The sequence below is a fragment of the Nocardioides alpinus genome (genome assembly GCF_900112035.1).
Classification (GTDB): Bacteria; Actinomycetota; Actinomycetes; order Propionibacteriales; family Nocardioidaceae; genus Nocardioides; species Nocardioides alpinus.
Genome location: NZ_FOKC01000002.1, coordinates 85,754 through 107,033 on the forward strand (window position 1 = coordinate 85,754; position 21,280 = coordinate 107,033).

Sequence of the window (21,280 nt, forward strand, 5' to 3'; positions counted from 1 at the left end):
CACAATGTCCTGAGGGCCGGGGGCGAGGCAACCACCGCGGCGATCGGCGTACGTCGTGTCGCGTGCGCAGCGGCGCGCCGAGACGGCACCTTCCGCAGTTGGATCGTTCTAACTACCCTGCTGCCATGACACGCGTTGCCCTCCTCACGGCCGGCGGCTACGCCCCCTGCCTGTCCTCCGCCGTGGGTGCTCTCATCGAGACCTACGACGCCACCGACCCCGAGATCGAGCTGATCGCCTACAAGCACGGCTACCACGGCCTGCTCACGGGCAACAGCATCGTGATCGGGCCCGACGAGCGGGCCGGGGCGGCGCTGCTGCACCGCTTCGGCGGCAGCCCGATCGGCAACAGCCGCGTCAAGCTGACCAACGACGCCGACTGCCGCAGGCGCGGCCTCATCGGCGACGACGAGACCGCCCTGGCCGCGGCGGCGGCACGCCTGCAGGCCGACGGCGTGGACATCCTCCACACCATCGGTGGCGACGACACCAACACTGCGGCGGCGGACCTGGCGGCCTACCTGCGCACCCAGGGCTCCGAGCTCACCGTGGTCGGCCTGCCCAAGACCATCGACAACGACATCGTGCCGATCCGCCAGAGCCTCGGCGCGCAGACCGCCGCGCAGGAGGCGTCACGGTTCGCCCAGCACGTGCTTGCCGAGCACGGCTCCAACCCGCGCATGCTGATCGTGCACGAGGTGATGGGGCGTGCGTCGGGCTGGCTCACGGCCGCTGCGGCACGCGACTACATGGCCTGGCACGCCGAGCAGGAGTGGCTGCCCGGCATCGGCCTCGACCCGCGCCGCTGGGCGATCCACGCGGTCTACGTCCCCGAGCGCGGCATCGACCTGGCTGCCGAGGCGACCCGTCTGCGGGCCGTGATGGACGAGGTCGGCTGCGTCAACATCTTCCTGGCCGAGGGTGCCGGGATCGACGACATCGTCGCCGACCTCGAGGCCGCCGGGGAGGTCGTCGGGCGCGACCCGTTCGGTCACGTCAAGATCGACCTGATCAACCCGGGGCGCTACTTCGCCGAACGCTTCTCCACGGCCATCGGTGCCGAGAAGCACATGGTGCAGAAGTCCGGCTACTACTCCCGCTCGGCGCCCGCCAACGAGACCGACCTCGCCCTCATCCGGGAGATGGCCGAGCTGGCCGTCGTCTGCGCCCTCGAGGGCCGGCCGGGGGTCGTGGGCCACGACGAGGACCGCGGCGACGAGCTCCGCGCGATCGAGTTCGAGCGGATCGCCGGCCACAAGCCGTTCGACCCGTCGCAGGCGTGGTTCACCGAGCTCCTGGGGTGGACCGGCCAGGGCTGATCTGGCGTACGCCGCCAGGGTGGCGGCACATCGCACCGCGGGACCGTCGTCACCAGCAATCTGCCGCCACCCTGGCGGCGTACGACGTCCCGGACGCGCGGGCCGATGTCGCGCGCCGCCACCCTCAGGGCGTGGGTCCGGTGGCGTCCTGCTCGGCCACCCGCGTCGTCACGCGCATCCCGGCGGCCGGCAGCACCCGGGGCAGCCGCTGGAGGTACGCCGCACTGACGACCGCGATGAGCGTGAGCACCCACCACAGCGTCGTCGGTCCCTGGGCGAGCAGCCACGTGAAGGACACCGGCGCCACGGCGCCGCCGAGGGCCCAGCTGAGCTGGAACAACCCGAGGTAGCGGCCCCGGAGGTGGTCCGGCGCAGCCTCGGCGGCGGTGGCGCTCAGGACGGGGCCGCCGGTGAGCTCGCCGAAGGTGTAGACCGCCGCGCCGACCAGCATCACGACGACGGCCAGCCACACCGGGAGCCAGCCGGCCACGACGAACAACGCGTAGCTGGCGACGAAGACGACCTGGGCCAGACCCATCATCCGGGCACGCACCTGCCCGGTCATGCGGCGTACGACGAGCCCCTGGCCGAGGCCGACGAGTGCGGTGTTGAGCGTGAAGATCGCGCCGACGACCCACCCCGGCAGGTCGATCGTCTCCGCGACGTAGACCGGCAGCGCGAAGTTGAGCACCATCATCCCGGCCACGAAGCCGAGCTGGCCGACGACGAGGCGGAGGTAGGCGCGGTCGCGCAGCACGACTCCCCACCCCTCGAGGGGCGCGTCGTCGTCGCGCGCGACCCGGTGGTCGGGCACGTCGAGCAGCAGGAAGAACGCGACCACGAACGTCACGACGTTCACCACGACCACCGTCTGGTAGGCCAGGTCCGTCCCGATCTGGAGCGCGATGCCGGCCAGCACCCCACCCACGGAGTAGCCCAGGTTGCGCACGGCCTGCAGGAACCCGAACCACAGCTCGCGCTCCCCCGGCGCGGAGATCGCGGTGACGACGTTGCCGAAGGACCCCCAAAAGGCCTGGCGGCCGATGTTGAGCAGGGTCGTCCACAGCGCGACGGCGAGCAGCGAGTCGGCCCAGAGGTAGGCCAGCATCCCGACGGCCTGGACCAGGTTGCCGATGAGCATCATCCGCCGCGGGCCGAAGCGGTCCACCAGGCTGCCGATGACGAACGCGCCGGGCATGGTGAGGATCGCGGAGAGCGAGAGCGCCGACCCGACCTGCACCAGCGACAGGTCGGTCATCGCGAGGAAGTAGAGCAGCGTGATCGGCATGAACAGCCCGCTGCCGACCGTGTCGGCCACGATGGCCGTGACGAAACGGCGATGCTCCCCCACGCTGGGGAATCCGAGACGGGTCAGCACGGGCCCACCCTAGGACTCCGAGCGACGCGCTCCTGCCCCTCGGCCGGATATGTTTCGGCGCATGACCTTCTCGATCGTGGCCCGTTCCGACGACGGCGCATCGTGGGGCGTGGCGGTGGCGTCGAAGTTCCTCGCCGTCGGCTCCGCCGTCCCTGCCGCAGCGGCCGACGTGGGAGCCATCGCCACGCAGGCCGACGCCAACATCGCCTACAAGTATCTCGGCCTCGCGCACCTCGACGACGGAGCGACCGCCCAGGTGGCGCTCGACCGGCTGGTCGAGGAGGACGACGGCCGCGAGCACCGCCAGGTCGGCATCGTCGACTCCGACGGCAACGCGGCGACGTACACCGGCTCCGAGTGCTTCGCCTGGGCCGGCGGGGTCACCGGCCGCAGCGGGGAGCTCGGTGGCTATGCCATCCAGGGCAACATCCTCACCGGTCCCGAGGTGGTCGAGGCGATGGAGACGGCCTGGCTGGCCGGCGCCGACCAGCCGGTCGAGCGACGACTTCTCGCCGCCCTCGCCGCCGGCGACGCGGCCGGTGGCGACAGCCGCGGTCGGCAGTCGGCGGCACTGCTCGTCGTACGCGACGGGGCCGGCTACGGCGGCCACGACGACGTCGCCGTCGACCTCCGTGTCGACGACCACGCCGACCCGGTGACCGAGCTCGCGCGGCTGGTGGACCTCAACGAGCTCTACCTGACCGCGTCGACGCCCGAGGAGCAGGTGCCGGTCGACGACGCGCTGATGATCGAGCTCGAGGCGCTGGCCAAGGCCGAGGGCAAGGACAGCTTCCACATGTGGGTGGGCTCGGAGAACTACGAGATGCGGGTCGGCCCCGGCGCGCGACCCGACTGGATCGACCGGAGGATCCTCGCCATCCTGCGCGGGGAGACCGCATGAGCATCCTGGCCATCGACGCCGGCACGACCGGCGTCACGGCCGTCGTGGTGACCCCGGACGGGCGCATCCAGGCCAAGGGCTACCAGGAGTTCCGTCAGCACTTCCCCCAGCCGGGCTGGGTCGAGCACTCGGCCGAGGACATCTGGCAGGCCACGATCGAGGCGACCCGCGAGGTGCTCGAGAAGGTCGACTCCTCCGAGCTCACCGCCATCGGCATCACCAACCAGCGCGAGACGATCGTGCTGTGGGACCGCGAGACCCTCGGCTCGCCGCGGCGCGCCATCGTGTGGCAGGACCGGCGCACCGCCGACATCTGCGACCGCCTCCGCGCCGACGGGCACGAGGACCGGGTCGCCGAGCTGACCGGGCTGCGCCTCGACCCCTACTTCTCCGGCACCAAGCTGATGTGGCTCGCCGAGCACGAGCCGCACACGTGGGCGCTGGTGGAGTCCGGCAGGTACGCCGTCGGCACGGTCGACTCCTACCTCATCTCCCGGATGACGCGCGGCACCTGGCACGTCACCGACGTCTCCAACGCCTGCCGCACCCTGCTCTTCGACCTCGAGGCCGGCGACTGGTCCGACGAGCTCTGCGAGCTGTTCGGGGTGCCGCGCGACGCGCTCCCCGAGCTCGTCCCCAACTGGGGCGAGGTCGCGCCGACCGAACCGTCGGTCTTCCTCGGGCTCGCGCTGCCGATCGCGGGCATCGCCGGTGACCAGCAGTCAGCGCTCTTCGGGCAGACCTGCTTCGAGGAGGGCGAGTCCAAGTGCACCTACGGCACGGGCTCGTTCATCCTCACCAACACCGGCAGCGCGGTCGTGCGCAGCGACGCCGGCCTGCTCTCCACCGCGGCCTGGCGCTCCCCCTACGGCGCGATGACGTACGCCCTCGAGGGCGCCATCTTCGTCACCGGCTCAGCCGTCCAGTGGCTGCGTGACGGGCTCCAGATCGTCGGCAACGCCGCCGAGACCGCCGCGATCGCGCAGACCGTCGAGGACAGCGACGGCGTGGTCTTCGTGCCGGCGCTGACCGGTCTCGGTGCGCCCCACTGGGACCCGCACGCCCGCGGCATGATCATCGGGATCACCCGCGGCACCACGCGCGCCCACATCGTCCGGGCCACGCTCGAGGCGATCGCCTTCGAGGTGCGCGACGTCCTCGAGACGCTGCCCGGGCTCACGACGCTGCGCGTCGACGGCGGAGCCTCGGCCAACGACCTGCTCTGCCAGCTCCAGGCCGACCAGGTCGGACGCGCGGTCGAGCGACCCGAGATCGTGGAGACGACCGCCCTGGGCGCGGCGTTCCTCGCCGGCCTGGGGACCGGGGTCTGGGAGTCGACCGACGACCTGCGCGACACCTGGGCCCTCGACCGACGCTTCGAGCCCGCCGGCGACCGCGGCGCCCTGGACGCGTCGTACGCCCGCTGGAGCGACGCGGTCGAGCGTTCGAAGGGCTGGGCCGACTAGAGCCGGTCCCGCGCGGCCCTCGCCGCGTCGACCGCGGCCTGCGCCTCGTCGACGGCTTCCACCGCCTCCTCCTGCACCGCCTCGGCCTCCCCGAGCTCCTCGTCGACCTCCTCGACCTCCGCCTCGACCGCGGCGATCCTGCTGCGCAGCTCGTCGATCTCCGCCTGCAGCTGCAAGGTCCTGGCCCGGAGCTTCTCGACCGCCCGCCGGGCCGACCGGTGCTCCTTCTCCGCCTCGCCGAGCACACCCCGGGCGTCCGCGAGTCGCTCGTCGGCGGCGGCGCGCGCCTTGGCGTCGGCGTCGGGGTCCGGTACGACGTGGAGCTGGGCCCGCTGGGTCGGGTCGGGCCCGGGGACCGGGCGGGCCTTGGCGCTGAACCCCAGCGCCTCGGGCAGCGCGACCGCCTCACTCAGGTCGAGGTCGCCGAGGCCGGTGGCGGCCAGGGACGTCACGAGCAGACCGCTCCGCACCGCCCTGGCGGCGTCGGGCTCGAGCATCGCGGCGGTGAGGGTCGCCTCGACCTGGTCGGCGACCGACTGGGTGGTCTTCACGCCCTCCTCGCGCGCCATCCGGCGGGCCGAGGTCGTCACCGACGCGGTCAGCTGCCGGCGCTGCTTGGTGAACTCCCGCAGCTGCGTCGCGTCGAGGTTCTCCTGCGCGTCGCGCAGCGCGGTCCCCACGGCGAGCACCTGGTCGACCTGGTCGGGGTCGCGCCGCACCAGCAGGTTGACCACCCAGGCAGCGAGCGACGCCTTCCGCAGGCCCTTGACGGCGGCGGCGAGGTCCTTGTCGGCCTTGTGCTCCTTCACCAGCGCGTCGCGCGCGGGCGTGAAGTCCGCGAGGGGCAACGCGTAGAGGTCGTCGGCGATCTCCAGCAGCGGGTCCGACGTGGAGGCAGGCATGCCCTCGATCCTAGGGAGCGGCGTACTCGAGCTCGACCGGGAAGGGTGGCCAGGGGCACTCCTGGCGGTCCCCGCTGGGGGTCCAGCCGAGCGCACCGTAGAGCGCTCGGGCGCGGTGGTTCTCCTCCAGCACCCAGAGCCGACGCGCGCCCGCGGCCTCGGCGCGGGCGAATCCCTCCCGGCCGAGTCCGGCGCTCCAGTGGTCCGGACGCACCGCGAGGTGGCGCAGGGTCGTGCCGTCGTGAGCCGTCAGTGCCACCATCCCGACCTCGTCCTCGACCACCTCGACGACGACACCGGGGTCGTCGAGCAGCAGCGCCCACCGGGCCAGGACGTCGTCGTCCGGGTAGGGCAGCTCGCCGAAGACGTGCGCCAGCCCCGCCCGGCTGGCGATCCGCTCGAGGTCGCGCAGCGCGACGACGTCGGCGGCGGTGGCACGGCGCCAGGTGCTCACGGGCGCCCCGCCTCGTCCCACGCGCGGTGCGAGGTCGTCGTACGCTCCCAGAGCGAGCGCCACTCGCCCTCGGTGACGTCGTCGACGGGCAGCAGCAGGTCGTCGACGAGTGCCGCGCGCCAGTCGTCGTACGACGTCAGGTCCTGCTGCTCGCGACCCGTCGGCGTGAGCACCTGGTGCACCAGCCCACGCACGGTGCGCTGCGCCGGACCGTCGATGCGCTGGGCGACCACCACACGCCGGAACGGCGACTGCGCGCTGCCGCTGAGGGTGTGGTGGGAGTCCGCGATCGTCGTCGGGGAGTGGTCACGGGAGGTGACCACGATGCCCCGCAGGACGCCGCCCGGAAGGTGGCGGTAGGTCCACGCTGCCGGGCCGGTCGGCCGGCCGGCGGCCTGGGCGCCGTAGCCGGCGCCGATCCCGAAGGACCAGCCGTCGACGACGTGCTCGCCCCGCACTATCGGCAGCGGCTCGGCGAAGCCCTCCCCCAGTCCCGCGTCCACCCACCAGTGACCGCCCGGGTTGTCCTCGGCGGGCAGGTCGGAGACGACGAGCACCAGGTGGTTGAGCGCGGTGCCGAGCTCGTCCTCGGGCCGGGACCAGACGTGCCCGTGGCGACGGCTCACCGAGAACCCGAGCTCGGACAGCAGCCACTCGAACGCACCGTTCTGCTGGAAGCAGTAGCCGATGCGCGTGCCGCCGGCAGCACGTACGACGCCGGCTGCGGGGTCCACGGGGTCGGGCCGGCCGAGCATGGTCGAGAGGTTGTCGTAGGGGATCCGCGCGACGTGGGCGCGGTGGACCGCGCGCAGCCCGGCCAGCGTGGGCGGCGGGGCCTCGGGCAGGCCGAGACGCGCGAGGTACGCCGTCCGGTGCGCTGTGCTCCCCACGTGCTCCTCCTCCGGTTCGGCCGGGCTGGATCCCGGCGGGGCCGAACCTACCCGTGGGGGTGGGAACAGCCGCCACGTACCCAAAACTGGGGTTGAACGCGTTTCGCGGCGGTGTTCAGGTGAGCGCGGTGGCCCGATCGGGCCCGTCTCACCGGGGGGTGACGCAGATGCGCCGACTGTTGCTGACACTGCTGACTGCACTGGCCTTGCTGGCGCTGGCACCGGCTCCACCCGGAGCGACCACCGCAGGATCGCCGGCGCGGGTGACCGTGATCCAGGCCGTGCCCGATGCCGAGGTCGACGTCGAGGTCGACGGCCGCCCGGTCGCGACCGCAGCCGGGGTCGGCGACGTGCTGGGGCCCTTCGAGCTGACCCCCGGCGACCACGAGATCTCCTTCCGCGGCGACGGCGTCGCCGTGGACTCCCAGCTGAGCGTCACCGCCGGCGCGAGCAGCGACGTCGTGCTCCACCTGCCGGCCGACCCGGGCGGCGAGCCGGTCGTCCACTCCTACGAGGCGCCCACGGGGGCGATCGGACCCGACAAGGCACGCGTCGTGCTCGCGCACACCGCCACGGTCGCGCCTGCGGACGTCGAGGTCGACGGGCAGACGGTGTTCACCAACATCGCCAACGGGGAGTTCGCCGAGGCCGACGTCCCCGCGGGGAGCATCAAGGTCGCGCTGCTGCCGTCCGGCACCGGTGGCGACCCCATCCTCGGGCCCCTCGACCTGGCGCTGGAGGCCAGCACCCTCTCGATGGTCTACGCCTACGGCAACCCGCGCGACGGCTCGATGAACGTCATCGCACACACCGCCGTGCTCAGCGCGGACGGGAGCGTGCAGCCGTCCCGCATCGACACCGGCTCGGCCGGCCTCGCCGCGACCCCGGTGACGACCTTCGGCGACGACGACGGACAGCCGGTCACCGCGACGGTGCTCGGCACGCTGGTGGTGGCATGGACGGTCGCACTGCTCGTCGTACGCCGTCGGCGCGGCGCGGGCAGTGGCCCGCAGCCGCAGGGATGAGGGCGCGGCGGTCGGCGGCGGGGGCTGCGGTCATGGCACTGCTGGGGGCAAGCGGCTGCGCCGCGAGCGAGGTCCCTCCGAGGACCGGGTCGACGGCCACGAGCTCGGCCACACCGACCTCGGCACCCTCGCCCGCGCGTTCCGTGCCGCCTGCGCGGCGGGCCTCACTCGTCGCCCAGCCCCCCGAGAGCGTCCTCCTCCCGAGCGGCCGGACGGTCCCCATCAGCGCCGTCGGCACCACCCCGGCTGGCCTCCTCGACGTGCCCGACGACGTCGACGTCGCGGGCTGGTGGCGCGGCGGGTCGCGGCTCGGCGACCCGTTCGGGTCGATCCTCGTCGCTGCCCACGTCGACTCACGCACCCAGGGCCTCGGCCCCTTCGCTGAGCTGCTGACCGTTGCTCGCGGCGCCCGGGTGCAGCTCACGTCGGCGGGCCTCCAGCAGACCTTCGTGGTCCGATCACGTCGACTCGTCCCCCAAGGGTCACTGGTCGACGACTCGTGGATCTTCGCCGCCACCGGTGACGGCCGCCTCACCCTCGTGACCTGCGCACCGCCGTACTCCGCCGCGCGTGGCGGCTACCAGAACCTGGCCGTCGTCACGGCCGTGCCCGTCACCCCGGTGGCCCGCCGATGAGCAAGAAGGGCTACCAGAAGCGACTGCCCAGCGTGCTGCCGCCTGCCCCCCGACGTCCGCCCGCCGAGGAGTCGCTGACACGCACGGGCGGGGACGCTCCCCGTCCGTCGACGACTCCACTGTCGCCGCGGTCCGTTCGGGCGCCCGCGCCCGCGCCCGCGCCCGCGCCCGCGGCCACGCCCACGGCCACGCCCCCGGCCATTGCCACGCCGATCCCCCCGCCCACGTCCGCGCCGGTGGCGCAGCCGGTCGCCGCGCCGGTCGCCGCCCCGGTGACGGTGCAGCCGCACTCCACCACCAGCCCCCGCGCGCGGGTGCTGGTGTCGGCGGCCGTGCTGCTCGGCCTCGTCGGTCTGGCCACAGCGTTCGTCGCCGTCGGGCGGACCGGCGACGACGAGCCGGGAGGCGCACCCGGCGCCGCCCCCATCCAGGGAGGCTGGCCGGAGGCCGGAGCCTCGCGCACCACGACGCAGGTGGGTGCCGACGGCGTGCTCGACGTCACCCACTGGATCCACGCCACGGAGCCCCTCGACGAGCTCGACGTCGCGCTCCCCGAGCTGCCGGACGGCGTCTCGATCGACGCCTCGGCCGTGGAGGTCGTCGCCGACGGCCGGCGCGCCTCCGGCCCCGCCATGCTCACCTTCAGCAGCGCGTCGTACGCGTTCTCCGACGCGACGCGCATCCGGGTCAGCTACCAGCTCTCCGGAGCCGTCGAGCTGAGCTCCTCGGCGCCCGATCGCGGCCTCGTCACCACCACGACGCTGGACGTCTCGCCCGTCCAGGGAACCGACACGCGTGTGGTGAGGTCCGAGGCAGTGCTCTCGCTCGCATGCGCCCCCACGGCGGAGACGTCGCTGGAGCCGTGCGGCGAGTCGGACGCCGACGACCAGTGGACGGTGCGGCTCACGGGACCGGATGTCGGCGCCCGCGTGGTCGCGGCGGTGACGGTCTCCTGAGGCGTCACGGACGGGACTCCTACCGGATCAGGCGTCTTCCTCGTCGAGGCCGTGCTCGATGGCCCACCGGGTGAGCTGGACGCGGTTGTTCATCTGGAGCTTGCGGAGCGTGTTCTGCACGTGGTTCTGCACGGTCCGGTGCGACAGCACGAGCCGCGCCGCGATCTGCTTGTAGCTCATCCCGGTCGCGACCATCTTGAGGATCTCGGTCTCGCGGTCGGTGAGCTGGTCGCGCGGGTCGTCCGCGGCCGAGCCGTCGGCGATGCGGCGGAACTCGCCGAGCACGAGCCCGGCCAGCCCGGGGGTGAAGACGGCCTCGCCCTCCGACGTACGCACCACCGCGTCGATGAGCTCGGCGCTGGAGGCGGACTTGACGAGGTAGCCCGTGGCGCCGGCCTTGATCGCCTCGAGCACGTCGCCCTGCTCGCCGCTCGCGGACAGGATCAGCACGCGCGCGGTCGGGTCGTGCTCGATCATCATGCTGGTCACCTGGACGCCCGTGTTGTCGGGCAGCTGCAGGTCCAGCACGACGACCTGCGGAGCAGACGCCGGGAACCTCGCCATCGCCTCGCGACCGTTGGCCGCCACGGCGACCACCTCGTGCCCGGCCGCCTGCAGGTCGCGCTCGACCGCGTCGCGCCACATCGGGTGGTCGTCGACCACCATCACTCGCACCATGGCTCCCCCTCCAGAGTTGGTCGAATCGTAGACCCGCTACCCACCCGGAGGGAGGTAACGACCGCGGCGGTGCACCAGCGGGTCGACGTCCTCACCCACGACGACCTCCACCAGGGTGCACGTGACGAGGCGCGACCAGCCGACCTCGACGTCGCTCTCCACCTCGACCGTGGCCCACGTGGCCGCGTGCCCGAGCCGCGGACCGTGGTCCGTCGCGACCCACTCGGCCAGCCGCCACGGTCCTCCCGGCGCCGGCGCCGTCCCGGCGAAGACGTCGGCCAGGTTGCGGTCGTCCCACGACAGCAGCTGGACCACCCCGCGCCCCGTCCCGAGCAGGGCGTCGGTCAGGTCGGCGTCGGGGTCCAGCAGGGCGAGCACCCGTCCGGGATCGCCTCCGGCGACCAGCCACGACGAGACCGTGAGGCCGGTCCTGTCGTCGGCGGAGCCGGCGGTCCACAGCGAGACCGCGGCACCGACCCGCCCACGCAGCTGGCGTACGGGGTCACGGTCGCCCTCGGGCTCGAGGAACGGGTGGGTGGTGTGGATGGTCACCCCGTCACGCTAGCGGGACGGTCAGTTCCCACTCGGTGCCCCACGACCCGCTCTCCATCACGGCCGTGCCACCGAGGTCCTCGATGCGTCCCCGGATCGAGGAGGCCACGCCGAGGCGCCCCTGGGACTCGGCCTCCTCCAGCCGACCGGGCGAGATGCCGGGACCGTCGTCGCGCACCGAGACGGTGATCGCGTCGGGTGCGGACTGCGCGAGCACCCACGCCGAGGCGTCGGGACCGACGTGGGTGAGCACGTTGTCGAGGCAGGCACGCACGGCGGCGACCGTCTCGGTGGCCACGCGTACGTCGACGAGGACCGCGCCGCCGGGGGTGGCGACCTCAACCCGGACCGGGTGCGCCGTCGCCATCGCCTCGAGTGCGCCCGCGAGGTCCACCTGCCCCCCGGCTGCGGTGGGCACGGTGTCCTGCTGCCGGATGAGCGAGCGGAGACTCCGCTCCTGCTCCCCCGCGAGCCGACCGAGGTCGGCCCACTCACCACCGGCGGCTGCGCCTCTGCGCTGGGTCATGGTCAGGACCTGGAGCACGCCGTCGTGCACCGCACGAGCCAGTCGCGTCCGTTCCTCGGCGGCGGCCGCTGCGTGCTCGGCCGCGTCGCGCTCCCGGGCCATCCGCTGCAGCGACTCGCACATGAAGCCCACGATGGGACCGCCGATGAGGACGAGGAAGACGTTGCCGTAGTTGCCCTGGTCGACCTGCGAACGCGGCAGCAGGTCCGTCACCGCCAGCGCGACGGCGGCGACCAGGCCACCCTTCCAGTGCCAGTGGATCGCCCAGGCCAGCAGCGCTCCCATCACCCAGTACCCCGGGATCGTCGCGTTGAAGTCGGGGGACTTCACCCACGGCGTGACGGCCATCGCGGCCACGGCGATCGCGAGGTCGGCGACCAGCAGGACCGACGTACGCCGGGCGCGGTCGTGGTAGAGCCAGATGGCCGCGGCCGTCCAGGCGACGAGTCCGAGGACGATGGCCAGGGCGATCGTCGGATGGTCGAAGTTGTCGCGGCGGTAGGCGTTGAGGCCGACCATGTTGATGGTGACCACGACCCGCACCAGGGCCAACGCCGAGTAGAGCCGGTCCTCGACAGCCAGCGCGGAGTCCGCGCGCGGCACCGGTGCGAGGGGCCGGGAGTGGGTGCTCAGGACGCCTTCTGCTCCGGCCCGTCGCCGGCCTTCTCGCGCTCCGCAAGCTCGTGCGCGGCCTTCTCGGCGGCAGCCTGCTTGGCCTTCTCCTTGTCGAGCTCCTTGGCCTTGCTGGCGTAGAGATCGACGTACTCCTGGCCGGAGAGCCGCATGATCTCGTACATGATCTCGTCGGTGATCGACCGCAGGATGTAGCGGTCGTTCTCCATCCCGGCATAGCGCGAGAAGTCGAGCGGCTTGCCGAAGCGCACCACCGGGCGCGTCCAGGTGCCGTAGACCTTGCCGGCCGGCGCGACCACGTCGGTGCCGACGACCGCGCACGGGATCACGGGTGCCCCGGTCTCGAGCGCCAGACGGGCGACACCGGTCTTGCCGCGGTAGAGCTTGCCGTCGTGGGAGCGGGTGCCCTCGGGGTAGATGCCGAACAGGTCACCCTCGGCGAGGATCTTCATGGCCGACTTCATCGCGCCCTCGGCGGCGTTGGCGCCGGAGCGGTCGATCGGCACCTGACCTGCACCGGAGAAGAACTTCTTCTGGAACCAGCCTTTGATGCCGGGGCTCGTGAAGTACTCGGCCTTGGCCACGAAGGTGACGCGCCGGTTGAGCGTCAGCGGCATGAAGAGCCAGTCGGCGTACGACAGGTGGTTGCTGGCGAGGATGGCGGGACCCTCCTCCGGCACGTGGTCCATGCCGTAGGCCTTCGGCCGGAAGACGAGTCGCAGCACGGGCCCGAGGGCGATCCACTTCAGGAACCAATAGAGCACGCCCCGACCCTATCCCTGCTGACGCTGGGTGACCCGCTCGATGAACTCGGCCGACTCGGTGAAGATCCGCGCCGCGTCGTTGTCGAGGGTCGCGACGTGGAAGCTGTCCTCCAGGACCCGCTCCTCGAAGTCCTTCGAGGACAGGCCCGCGTTGAGAGCACGCGAGCTCGAGAGGTCGACGACGTGGTCGTCGGCGGAGCGGAAGAAGAGGACGGGGATCGTGATCCTGGGCAGGTCCTTGCGGAGCTCGGCGTAGCCCGCGAACATCGACGCGGCCGCCTTGAGCGGCGTCGTCGGGTAGCCGTGCTCGTCGGCACCCGGCTTCTTGATGTCGTTGGCGATCCCCGGGAACCCGGGCACCACGTGCTTGAGCACGGGCAGCAGCTTGACGTCCTTGCGCATCGTGTCGACCGCGGCGTTGACGATGACGATCCCGGCGAGACCCTCCCCCGTGTCGGCGGCGAGCCGGAGGCACAGCGCGCCCCCCATCGACAGCCCGACCGCCACGACCTCGTCGTTCTCGGCGGCGAGCTTGTCGTACGCCCCCTCGACGGTCGCGACCCAGTCGGCCCACGTGACCTTGTTGAGGTCCTGCCAGCGGGTGCCGTGACCGGGCAGGAGCGGCATCTCTACGGCGTACCCACGAGCGGCGAGGTCCTCGGCCCACGGGCGCATGGACACCGGGTTGCCGGTGAAGCCGTGCTGGACCAGGACCCCGATGCGTCGACCTCCGGTGAGCTCGGGCTTCGCCGCGGTGGACATGGGGGCGACCAGCGTGGGGTCGAGAGGCGCGACGGGTGCGCCACGGAACGGGATCTTCACGGGCACAGTGTGCACCAATTCTCGTGCTGGTCGAGGTGCGAGCGGAGCGAGCCTCGAAACCAGTCCCCCGGTACCGTGAGGGCGTGACGACTCCTGGCGACGAGGGCCGGACCGAGCTGGCCTGGCGCGAGATCGTGCAGAACTACGGCGAGCGCCCCGTGCTGGGCGACGACGAGTCGGAGAAGACCCCCGAGCCGGAGCCGGTCGTCGAGGACGTCGAGGAACCGGACGGGGCCGACGCTGCGGACGAGGTCCCCGCAGCGGAGCGGTTCCAGCCCCCGGTCGCGCCGCCGTTCCCTCGTCCGCGGACGTGGCAGCGGGGCGTCGCCTGGTCGGGCATCTTCGTCGCTCCAGCCCTGGCCCTGCTGCTCGTGCTGTTCTCGGTCCACGTCCACCCGCTGTTCGGCTGGGCGCTGGTCCTCTGGCCGATCGGCGGCTTCCTCTACCTCGTGCGTGAGATGCCGCGCTCTCCGCGGGACCCCTGGGACGACGGGTCGCGGATCTAGCCCTCCGGAGCCTTCATGAGCACGCGGTCCTGACCGGTCTGGACCGTGGTCCACCCCTGGGACTCCAGACCCAGTCTCAGGGCCGTGGTGTCGCTCAGGAGGGCGTAGTCCGCTCCGGTCCGCTCGACGAAGTCCTCCCACCCGGGCTCCCCGCGCAACGCCTCGTGCCAGTCCGTCAGCCAGGCGACGGAGTACTGGTCCGACAGCCCGTCCCCGACGATCCTGAGGTCCGGGTACTTCCAGGCCAGGTAGCCGCCGTCCCCCAGCTGGTTGATGAGGACGTCGCCCTCCGCGATCGCGGAGAGGCGGGCGTCGTACGTGCTGGGGAAGTAGGACGACGGCGCGGCTGCTGAGGTCGGCACGAGGAGCGCCAGCGCGACGAGCGCGACACCGGCGCCGCCGAGGACCACCGCCTGCTCGACCGGCCGAGGCAGATGGGTCCGGGCACGGGGAGCAGCCGCTCCGATGGCTGCTGCGAAGAAGGGCATCACGAGGATCGCTCCCAGCGGAAGCGTTCGACCCATGTAGAGGAACAGGACCGCGCCGACAGCCACCAGGAGAACTGCCACCCACGACGAGCCGCCCCGCCGCGCCCAGCTCGCGCAGACGACGAACAGCATCAGGAGGACCGCCGCATAAGGGGGGAACGTGACCGACAGAGGCTGGTACTCCTGGACGTACTGGGCGACGCCCATGCTGGATCCGAGGGGATGGGCGAGCTGGTGGATGCCGTTGGGCGTGACGGCGACTGCTGCCAGGCACAGGCCCACCAGCAACACGTGCGGACGCGCCGAGCGCCGGTCGAGGCGTCGATCGAGGCGGAGGCCGACCAGCAGGACGACCTGGAGGCCGGGGACCAGGAACCACAGGCCGTGCGCACAGGCCCACACCCCCGTGAGGACCGCGAGCCACCACCGCGGGCGCAGGTCCTGGCTCGTGCGGAGCAGCGCCCCGACGGTCACTGCCAGCAGGATGAAGCTGACCAGCTGGGGGCGGGCCGAGAGGCTGCCGATCATGCCGAAGAAGGTGAGTCCCGTGGCGACGACAGCTGCGCCGAACGGCGCGACCTGCCGGCTCAGCCGGAAGCACACGACGAAGAGCGCGACGAGGGCCAGTCCACGGAGCCACGCCACGCCTGGCAGGCCGAACGCGCTGTCGAAGCCGGCCATCAGCATCTGCGTGAGCCAGTCGCGCGAGTGCCAGTCCTCGGTGCCGAAGGGTGACATCGGGCCCGGGTGACGCACCGAGGCACCATCGAGGTAGGCGTGACCCATCTCGAGGTGCCACCACACGTCGGGATCACCCAGCGGCGCCGCAGCGATGAACACCATCGTGAGCAGGATCAAGAACAAGGCCGCGGCCACGACGCCCAGGTACTGCTCCGCGCGTGTGGGTGCCGAGCGGTACGGCTCCGCGGCCAGCGGACCGGGATGGTCCAGGTCCGGCGCGTCCCGAAATGATGTGCCCACGCACGGGATCATCCCAACTCCTGCCGGTTTGCACCCGCATTTCCACTGATCCCGTCCACCGACGGCCCCTGGACACGGTCGCCCCTCAGGGCGCCGGCTGAGCCGCCAGTGCTGACGGCTACTGTCGGCGCGTGGGGGCACGAGTAACGGTCCAGGTCACGGGACACCTGATGGACAGCGGCATCCTGTCGCGGATCCTCGACGACATCCGCGACTACGGCGGCGACTACGTCATCGACACGTTCGACGTCGGGCACGAGGCCCACGATCCCAGCAGCGCAAGGATCACCGTCGAGTCCGACGACGATGCGTCCCTCCAGCGCCTCCTGATGCGCCTGCAGACCCGCGGGGTCAACCAGCTCGTCCCCGGCGAGGCCGTCACCGGCACCGCCGAGCTGGACGGCGTGCTGCCCGATGGCTTCTACTCCACGACCAACCTCCAGACGCGCGTGTGCATCGAGGGCACCTGGTACGACGTGGAGAACCCCGAGATGGACTGCGGCCTCGTCGTGGGCTCGACATCCGATGGCGCCACCCGGGTCCGCACCGTGCCCATGTCGGACGTGACCGCCGGCATGCGGATCGTGGTGGGGGCCTCCGGGATCCAGGTGTCCGTCCCCTCGCCGAGGGGGTCTGCCGACTCGTTCGGCCGTGCCGACGACTCTGCGCCGTGGGAGAAGCCCCAGGCCGTGGTCGTGAGGCAGGTGGCGGACGGCATGCGCCAGGCCAAGGCAGACGGCAAGCGTCTGCTCTGGGTGGCCGGCCCCGGCGTGGTCCACACCGGAGCAGCCCCAGCCCTGGTCTCCCTGATCGCGTGCGGCTTCGTCGACATCCTCTTCGCCGGCAACGCCCTGGCCACGCACGACATCGAGGCCTCGCTGTACGGCGCCAGCCTGGGCGTCGACCTGAGCATGGCGCACGGCGTCGAGCACGGCCACGAGCACCACGTGCGCGCCCTCAACACGGTCCGCAAGTCGGGCTCCATCGCCGCTGCTGTCGCCGACGGGGTCGTGACCAGCGGCATCATGCACGCGCTCGTCACCCACGAGAAGCGCTTCGTGCTGGTCGGCTCCGTGCGCGACGACGGGCCGCTCCCGGACGTCTACACCGACGTGCTGGAGGGCCAGCGCGCGATGCGCGCCGAGATCCGGGACGTCGGCTACTGCCTGATGATGGCCACCCAGCTCAACTCGGTCGCGACGGCCAACATCCTGCCCGCGACCGTGCCGCTCGTCTGCGTGGACATCAACCCGACCACGGTCACCAAGATCGCCGACCGCGGCTCCAACCAGGGCCGCGGCATCGTCACCGACGTCGGACTCTTCCTCGAGCAGCTCGCGCTGGAGCTCGTGCCGGACTACCGCCGGACCTGACGTTTCGCCCACGGAATCGGCCACGAATGACTAGCCTCGCTCGGGCGAGTGTCCGGGCCCTCTCAGAGCCCGCTCGCGAGAAACCGGGATGGGGCATGACAAGCGAGCTCGACAAGGCCACGCAGTCCGACGTGGACGTCGAGCCCGCACGTCGGGCGACGCTGCTGTTCGTCCGCATGTGGGCGATCGCGCACATCCTCCATCTCCTGATCGCCGAGCGGAACGCGCTGGACACGCCCTGGAACATCTCGGTCGTCGCGCTCGCCCTCGTCGTGCTGCTCCGGCCGGAGTCGGGCCGCCTCTTCGCCGCGCTCCTCGTCGCGCAGCTCGTCGAGCACACGATCGAGATGCCGTTCAGCCCCGACCACTGGGCGCTCGTGGCGCTGGTCAACCTGACGATCCTGCTCACCATGGTCGCCGGTCGGTCCACGTCCCTGCACCGGCTCCCTCAGGCGTTCCCGGCCATCAGGGTCATCCTCCTGATCGCCTACGGTGCTGCCGCCCTGTCGAAGTGGAACGTCACGTTCCTCGATCCGGTGACCAGCTGCGCGAACGCCATCGCGGGGATCATCTCCTTCGGCCTCACCGCCCCGTTGGCCGAGAGCCACCTCTTCAACTACGGGACGGTCGTCACCGAGAGCATGATCTTCCTGCTCCTCGCGATTCCCCGTACGCGCTCCGGCGGTGTGCTGCTCGGTCTGGCTTTTCACTTCTCCCTCAGCGCGAGCCCGATCATCGCTGTCGGCGACTACACGTCCACGGTCTACGCGCTGTTCTTCCTCTTCCTCCGCCCCGAGGTCGTCGGAGGGGTCCTGGACCGAACCTCGTCGTGGGCGAGGCGGTCGGCTGTCGTGCGTGACGCGCGTCGTCGGCCCCCCGTCACGGTTGCCATCGCCTTCGTCTTCCTCGGCTTCGGAGGACACTTCCTCGGGCCCGTGCCGGTCGCCACGCTCTACGTCCTGGAGCAGTTCTACTTCGTTCCCCTCCTCGTGGCCACCGCCCTGGCGGTGCGCGACCAGCGAGCCAGCGGTCGTCCGCGAGCCCGGCTCGGTCGCGTCCAGCTGCTTCACCTACCCGTCCTGCTGCTTGCGCTCGTCTGGGCGTTGAACCCCTACCTCGGCCTGCGCACCACTGGCGTGAACACGATGTTCTCCAACCTGCGCACGGAGTCCCCGAACCCCAACCACCTGTTCATGCCGTCATGGCGGCTGACGGACTGGCAGGACGACATGGTGACCCTGCTGTCCTCGACGGACGCCGAGCTCCAGGCGGGGGCGGACAACGACCTCGCCGTCCCTCTCGTCGCGTTGCGCCGGATCGCCATGGACCGCCCGGGGTTCGAGGTCACCGGCGTCCTGCACGGCGAGACGATCGTCTTCGGCCCCGAGGAGGGCCAGAGAGAGCTGGAGCCACTTCCTGCGTGGCAGTACCGGCTATTCCTCCTGCGGCCCGTCCCCACCACTGACGCGCCGTTCTGCCCCCAGGGCTGACGTCACCAGCAGCGCCGCGCCGATCATCCCGGCCTGCGGCCCCAGCTGCGCCGCGACCAGGTCGGGCACGACCCGATGGGCGGCGCCGACGAGGGTGCGTTGCAGTGCCGCTCGGGCCGGCTCCAGCAACCGGTCACCGGCGGCCGAGACGCCACCGCCGATGACCACCACCTCGGGGTCGAGCGCGGCGACGAGGTTGGCCGTGCCGACCCCGAGCCAGTCCCCCACCGACGCGAACGCGCGACGCGCGACCAGGTCGCCCTGCTCGGCTGCTGCCGTGACCATGGGCCCGGTGACGCGATCCGGGTGTCCGCCGGTCATCTCCTCCAGCACAGACGGTTGTTCGCCCATCAGGGTCCGGGCGTTGCGGACCAGGGCGTTGCCGGACGAGTACTGCTCCCAGCACCCGCGACGCCCGCACTCGCAGGACTGGCCGTCCGGCACGACCTGCATGTGCCCGAACTCACCGGCCATCCCGTTGGCGCCGCGCAGCACGTGCCCCTCGAGCAGGACCGCGCCGCCGATGCCGGTGCCCATCGTGATCATGAGTGCCGAGATCGTGCCCCGTGCCGCGCCGTGGTGTGCCTCGGCGCGTGCCGCGCAGTTGGCGTCGTTGTCGAGCGCAACGGGGCATCCCAGTCGCTCCTGCAGCAGGTCGCGCAGGGGCTCCCCCTGCCACGGCAGGTGCGGAGCGAACATCACCCGCTCGCCCCGGGAGTCGACGAAGCCGGCAGCCGCCACGCCGACACCCGACAGCGCCTGTCCGGCGGCGGACTCGAGGATCGCCTCCACCAGGGCGTCCTCCACCTGGGCCGTCACCACTCGTCGGCCGGGGGTGGTCCGGAGCGCGGTGCTGGACACCTGTCCGGCCTCGTCGACCACCCCGGCCAGGACCTTGGTGCCGCCGATGTCGACGCCCACCACGACGCCGGGCAGGTCGGCGCTCACTCGTCCTCGGGCCAGTCGTCGCCGAGGTCGATGTGCTCGACGCCGCCCCGGTCCTCGCGCTGCGTCGGGGTCGCCATGACCGCCGCGGCGGCCTGCGCCAGCGACGTCATGGCGGTGGCCAGGTGCGCCTTGACCTCAGGGCTGAGCTGGCGGACCGCGTGGACCGTCCGGCAGACAGGGCAGACCGTGCACTCGGTCGACCCGGTCGCCAGGTGCTCGTTCAGGTCGTGCGCCGACGCCGCGGCGTGGGCCGCGAACCCGGACAGACCGTCGCTGGCCTCGCCGGCGTGCTCGCGTGCCCAGCCCGAGAGTGCGCCGAGGAGCTTGGCCGCCTCGTCGCCGAGCGAGCCGACGTCGTGGGCGTCACCTGCGTCGCTCACGTCGTCTCCTCGTCAGCCGTGTCGGTCGTGGGTTCGGTGGAAGGGTCGGAGAACCTGACCTGCAGCTCCCCGTCGTGCACGCGGGCTCCCGCCACGCGGTGACGTGCCAGCCCGGAGGGCAGCGTCACGAGGCGACGATACGACGCGACCGACACCACGAGCTCGTCGCCCTTGCGCGCCAGGCGTACGTCGTCCTGGTCCGCCAGCGGCAGGGGCAGCGACAGCACGTGGCCGCTCGTCGTGGCCTGCACGCTCATCGGCGGGCGGGCGGGGCCGGGGGCCAGCGGGTCGACATCGGCGTACACCGTCCGCGCCAGGTCGAGCAGCTCCTCGTGACCGACCGGTTCGGAGGCGCGGTAGACCGACGTCCGCAGGTCCAGCCCCGCGAAGGAGTCAGCGGCGTCCGCCAGGACACGCGTCTGCGCCTCGACCCACGTCGTACGCCACGCGTCGGCGCCACCGTCCGGGAAGACCCGGTTCACGATCGCCGCGTCCACGGTGTAGCCGAAGAGCGTGAGGAAGGTGTAGGCCCGTCGTGCCTCCGCCAGCACCACCGACTCGGGCGTGAGCACGAGTCGGACCGAGGTCTCGGGTCCGGTCAGCACGGTCCGTACGTCGTCGAGCTCGGCATGCAGCCGCTCGATGGCGTCGAACACCGAGTCGTCCGGCATCGGCACCCCTGCGGCCCTCGTGAGCACCGGCTTGAGTGCCTTCACCACCCGGCGTTCCATCGGCAGGACGCGCGTCATGTACCACCCGAGGGCCTCGGGCAGGGCGAGCAGCCGCAGCGTCTCGGCGGTGGGCGCGCAGTCGACGACGAGCACGTCCCACTCCCCCGACCTCGCCTGGGCGCGGACCTCGAGGAGGGCGAGCACCTCCTCCGCGCCGGGGATGACGGTGAGCTCCTCGGCGGTGACGGGGTCGATCCCGGCGACGTCGAGCACGCTCATCAGGTAGCCCTGGATGTCGCGCCACGAGCGCTCGAAGCGCTCCTGGGCATCCACGTGCTGGACCCACAGGTTCGACGCCACCTCGCTGGGCTCGCCGGTGGCCGGCACGTCGAGCGCGTCGGCCAGGGAGTGCGCCGCGTCGGTGGAGAGGACCAGGGTGCGGTGGCCGGCTGCGGCGCTGGCACAGGCCGTCGCCGCAGCGAGCGTGGACTTGCCGACGCCGCCCTTGCCGGTGAAGAGGAGGATCCGCATCCCGGACCCGG

General features: G+C 72.1%; 22 protein-coding genes. 9 read left to right on the forward strand and 13 right to left on the reverse strand.

Translation table 11 applies throughout. From position 1 onward, the window contains the following. Positions 1-125: 125 nt before the first annotated feature. Positions 126-1,319, forward strand: a complete 1,194-nt coding sequence (locus tag BM127_RS05705; RefSeq protein ID WP_091195792.1) for a pyrophosphate--fructose-6-phosphate 1-phosphotransferase — start codon at positions 126-128, stop codon at positions 1,317-1,319. A gap of 124 nt (positions 1,320-1,443) precedes the next feature. Here the strand turns inward: BM127_RS05705 and BM127_RS05710 are convergent, their stop codons facing one another. After that, entirely contained in the window at positions 1,444-2,697 is a 1,254-nt protein-coding gene (locus BM127_RS05710; RefSeq protein ID WP_198554203.1) for an MFS transporter, read from the reverse strand. A 61-nt stretch (positions 2,698-2,758) separates the two neighbouring features. On the opposite strand from BM127_RS05710, the gene BM127_RS05715 reads away from it, so the two are divergent. Together BM127_RS05715 and glpK are read left to right on the forward strand one after the other, a co-directional pair. After that, entirely contained in the window at positions 2,759-3,598 is an 840-nt protein-coding gene (locus tag BM127_RS05715; RefSeq protein WP_091195795.1) for a DUF1028 domain-containing protein, read from the forward strand. Next, positions 3,595-5,064 carry a glycerol kinase GlpK gene (glpK, locus tag BM127_RS05720; protein ID WP_091195797.1) on the forward strand — a complete coding sequence of 490 codons (1,470 nt, stop codon included), beginning with the start codon at positions 3,595-3,597 and terminating at the stop codon, positions 5,062-5,064. The genes BM127_RS05715 and glpK overlap by 4 nt, the downstream gene beginning before the upstream one ends. Here the strand turns inward: glpK and BM127_RS05725 are convergent. From BM127_RS05725 to BM127_RS05735, 3 genes are read right to left on the reverse strand one after another with little or no spacing between them, the layout of a single operon-like run. Then, a complete protein-coding gene (locus BM127_RS05725) occupies positions 5,061-5,966 on the reverse strand; it encodes a hypothetical protein (RefSeq protein WP_091195800.1) in 906 nt (301 codons plus the stop codon). The two genes, glpK and BM127_RS05725, sit on opposite strands and share 4 nt — an antisense overlap. Positions 5,967-5,976: 10 nt before the next feature. Next, positions 5,977-6,420, reverse strand: a complete 444-nt coding sequence (locus BM127_RS05730; RefSeq protein WP_157829511.1) for a GNAT family N-acetyltransferase — start codon at positions 6,418-6,420, stop codon at positions 5,977-5,979. Beyond that, complete coding sequence (locus tag BM127_RS05735) at positions 6,417-7,310, reverse strand: arylamine N-acetyltransferase family protein (protein WP_157829512.1); 894 nt, start codon at positions 7,308-7,310, stop codon at positions 6,417-6,419. The genes BM127_RS05730 and BM127_RS05735 overlap by 4 nt, the downstream gene beginning before the upstream one ends. A 263-nt stretch (positions 7,311-7,573) precedes the next feature. Between BM127_RS05735 and BM127_RS05740 the strand changes: the two genes are divergently transcribed. From BM127_RS05740 to BM127_RS05750, 3 genes are all read left to right on the forward strand, one after another. After that, the gene (locus BM127_RS05740; RefSeq protein ID WP_175507329.1) at positions 7,574-8,335 is read left to right on the forward strand and encodes a DUF4397 domain-containing protein; all 762 of its coding nucleotides are present in this window, start codon (positions 7,574-7,576) and stop codon (positions 8,333-8,335) included. 143 nt (positions 8,336-8,478) lie between these two features. Beyond that, positions 8,479-8,970: a class F sortase gene (locus tag BM127_RS05745; RefSeq protein ID WP_157829513.1), complete on the forward strand. Its 492-nt coding sequence runs from the start codon at positions 8,479-8,481 to the stop codon at positions 8,968-8,970. Then, positions 8,967-9,926 (forward strand): hypothetical protein, encoded by a 960-nt coding sequence (locus tag BM127_RS05750; RefSeq protein WP_139227660.1) that lies wholly within the window; start codon positions 8,967-8,969, stop codon positions 9,924-9,926. Before BM127_RS05745 ends, BM127_RS05750 begins: the two co-directional genes overlap by 4 nt. Positions 9,927-9,953: 27 nt before the next feature. On the opposite strand, the gene BM127_RS05755 is transcribed toward BM127_RS05750, so the two are convergent. Genes BM127_RS05755 through BM127_RS05775 form a run of 5 tightly spaced genes read right to left on the reverse strand, consistent with a single transcriptional unit; the run spans position 9,954 to position 13,901 of the window. Continuing rightward, complete coding sequence (locus BM127_RS05755; protein ID WP_091195816.1) at positions 9,954-10,604, reverse strand: response regulator; 651 nt, start codon at positions 10,602-10,604, stop codon at positions 9,954-9,956. A gap of 36 nt (positions 10,605-10,640) precedes the next feature. Continuing rightward, a complete protein-coding gene (locus BM127_RS05760) occupies positions 10,641-11,156 on the reverse strand; it encodes a flavin reductase family protein (RefSeq protein WP_091195818.1) in 516 nt (171 codons plus the stop codon). Between the two features lie 4 nt (positions 11,157-11,160). Next, the gene (gene macS, locus BM127_RS05765) at positions 11,161-12,285 is read right to left on the reverse strand and encodes a MacS family sensor histidine kinase (protein ID WP_091195820.1); all 1,125 of its coding nucleotides are present in this window, start codon (positions 12,283-12,285) and stop codon (positions 11,161-11,163) included. Between the two features lie 26 nt (positions 12,286-12,311). Then, positions 12,312-13,079 carry a lysophospholipid acyltransferase family protein gene (locus BM127_RS05770; RefSeq protein ID WP_091195823.1) on the reverse strand — a complete coding sequence of 256 codons (768 nt, stop codon included), beginning with the start codon at positions 13,077-13,079 and terminating at the stop codon, positions 12,312-12,314. Positions 13,080-13,088: 9 nt separating this feature from the next. After that, a complete protein-coding gene (locus BM127_RS05775; protein WP_231263276.1) occupies positions 13,089-13,901 on the reverse strand; it encodes an alpha/beta hydrolase in 813 nt (270 codons plus the stop codon). Positions 13,902-13,984: 83 nt separating this feature from the next. On the opposite strand from BM127_RS05775, the gene BM127_RS05780 reads away from it, so the two are divergent. Next, positions 13,985-14,407, forward strand: a complete 423-nt coding sequence (locus BM127_RS05780; RefSeq protein ID WP_091195826.1) for a hypothetical protein — start codon at positions 13,985-13,987, stop codon at positions 14,405-14,407. Here BM127_RS05780 and BM127_RS05785 read toward each other — a convergent pair. Beyond that, positions 14,404-15,876, reverse strand: coding sequence for a hypothetical protein (locus tag BM127_RS05785; protein ID WP_139227661.1), 1,473 nt, complete (start codon positions 15,874-15,876; stop codon positions 14,404-14,406). The two genes, BM127_RS05780 and BM127_RS05785, sit on opposite strands and share 4 nt — an antisense overlap. A gap of 131 nt (positions 15,877-16,007) precedes the next feature. Between BM127_RS05785 and BM127_RS05790 the strand changes: the two genes are divergently transcribed. Further along, the gene (locus tag BM127_RS05790) at positions 16,008-17,249 is read left to right on the forward strand and encodes an ornithine cyclodeaminase, nickel-pincer nucleotide-dependent (RefSeq protein ID WP_231263277.1); all 1,242 of its coding nucleotides are present in this window, start codon (positions 16,008-16,010) and stop codon (positions 17,247-17,249) included. 95 nt (positions 17,250-17,344) lie between these two features. Next, positions 17,345-18,739, forward strand: coding sequence for a hypothetical protein (locus BM127_RS05795; protein ID WP_091195834.1), 1,395 nt, complete (start codon positions 17,345-17,347; stop codon positions 18,737-18,739). Here the strand turns inward: BM127_RS05795 and BM127_RS05800 are convergent. The 3 genes from BM127_RS05800 to BM127_RS05810 are packed head-to-tail and all read right to left on the reverse strand — an operon-like array spanning position 18,683 to position 21,269. Continuing rightward, the gene (locus tag BM127_RS05800; protein ID WP_231263278.1) at positions 18,683-19,687 is read right to left on the reverse strand and encodes an ROK family protein; all 1,005 of its coding nucleotides are present in this window, start codon (positions 19,685-19,687) and stop codon (positions 18,683-18,685) included. The two genes, BM127_RS05795 and BM127_RS05800, sit on opposite strands and share 57 nt — an antisense overlap. Beyond that, a complete protein-coding gene (locus BM127_RS05805) occupies positions 19,684-20,067 on the reverse strand; it encodes a hypothetical protein (RefSeq protein ID WP_091195836.1) in 384 nt (127 codons plus the stop codon). The genes BM127_RS05800 and BM127_RS05805 overlap by 4 nt, the downstream gene beginning before the upstream one ends. Continuing rightward, a complete protein-coding gene (locus BM127_RS05810) occupies positions 20,064-21,269 on the reverse strand; it encodes an ArsA family ATPase (protein ID WP_091195839.1) in 1,206 nt (401 codons plus the stop codon). The genes BM127_RS05805 and BM127_RS05810 overlap by 4 nt, the downstream gene beginning before the upstream one ends. Positions 21,270-21,280 lie beyond the last annotated feature (11 nt).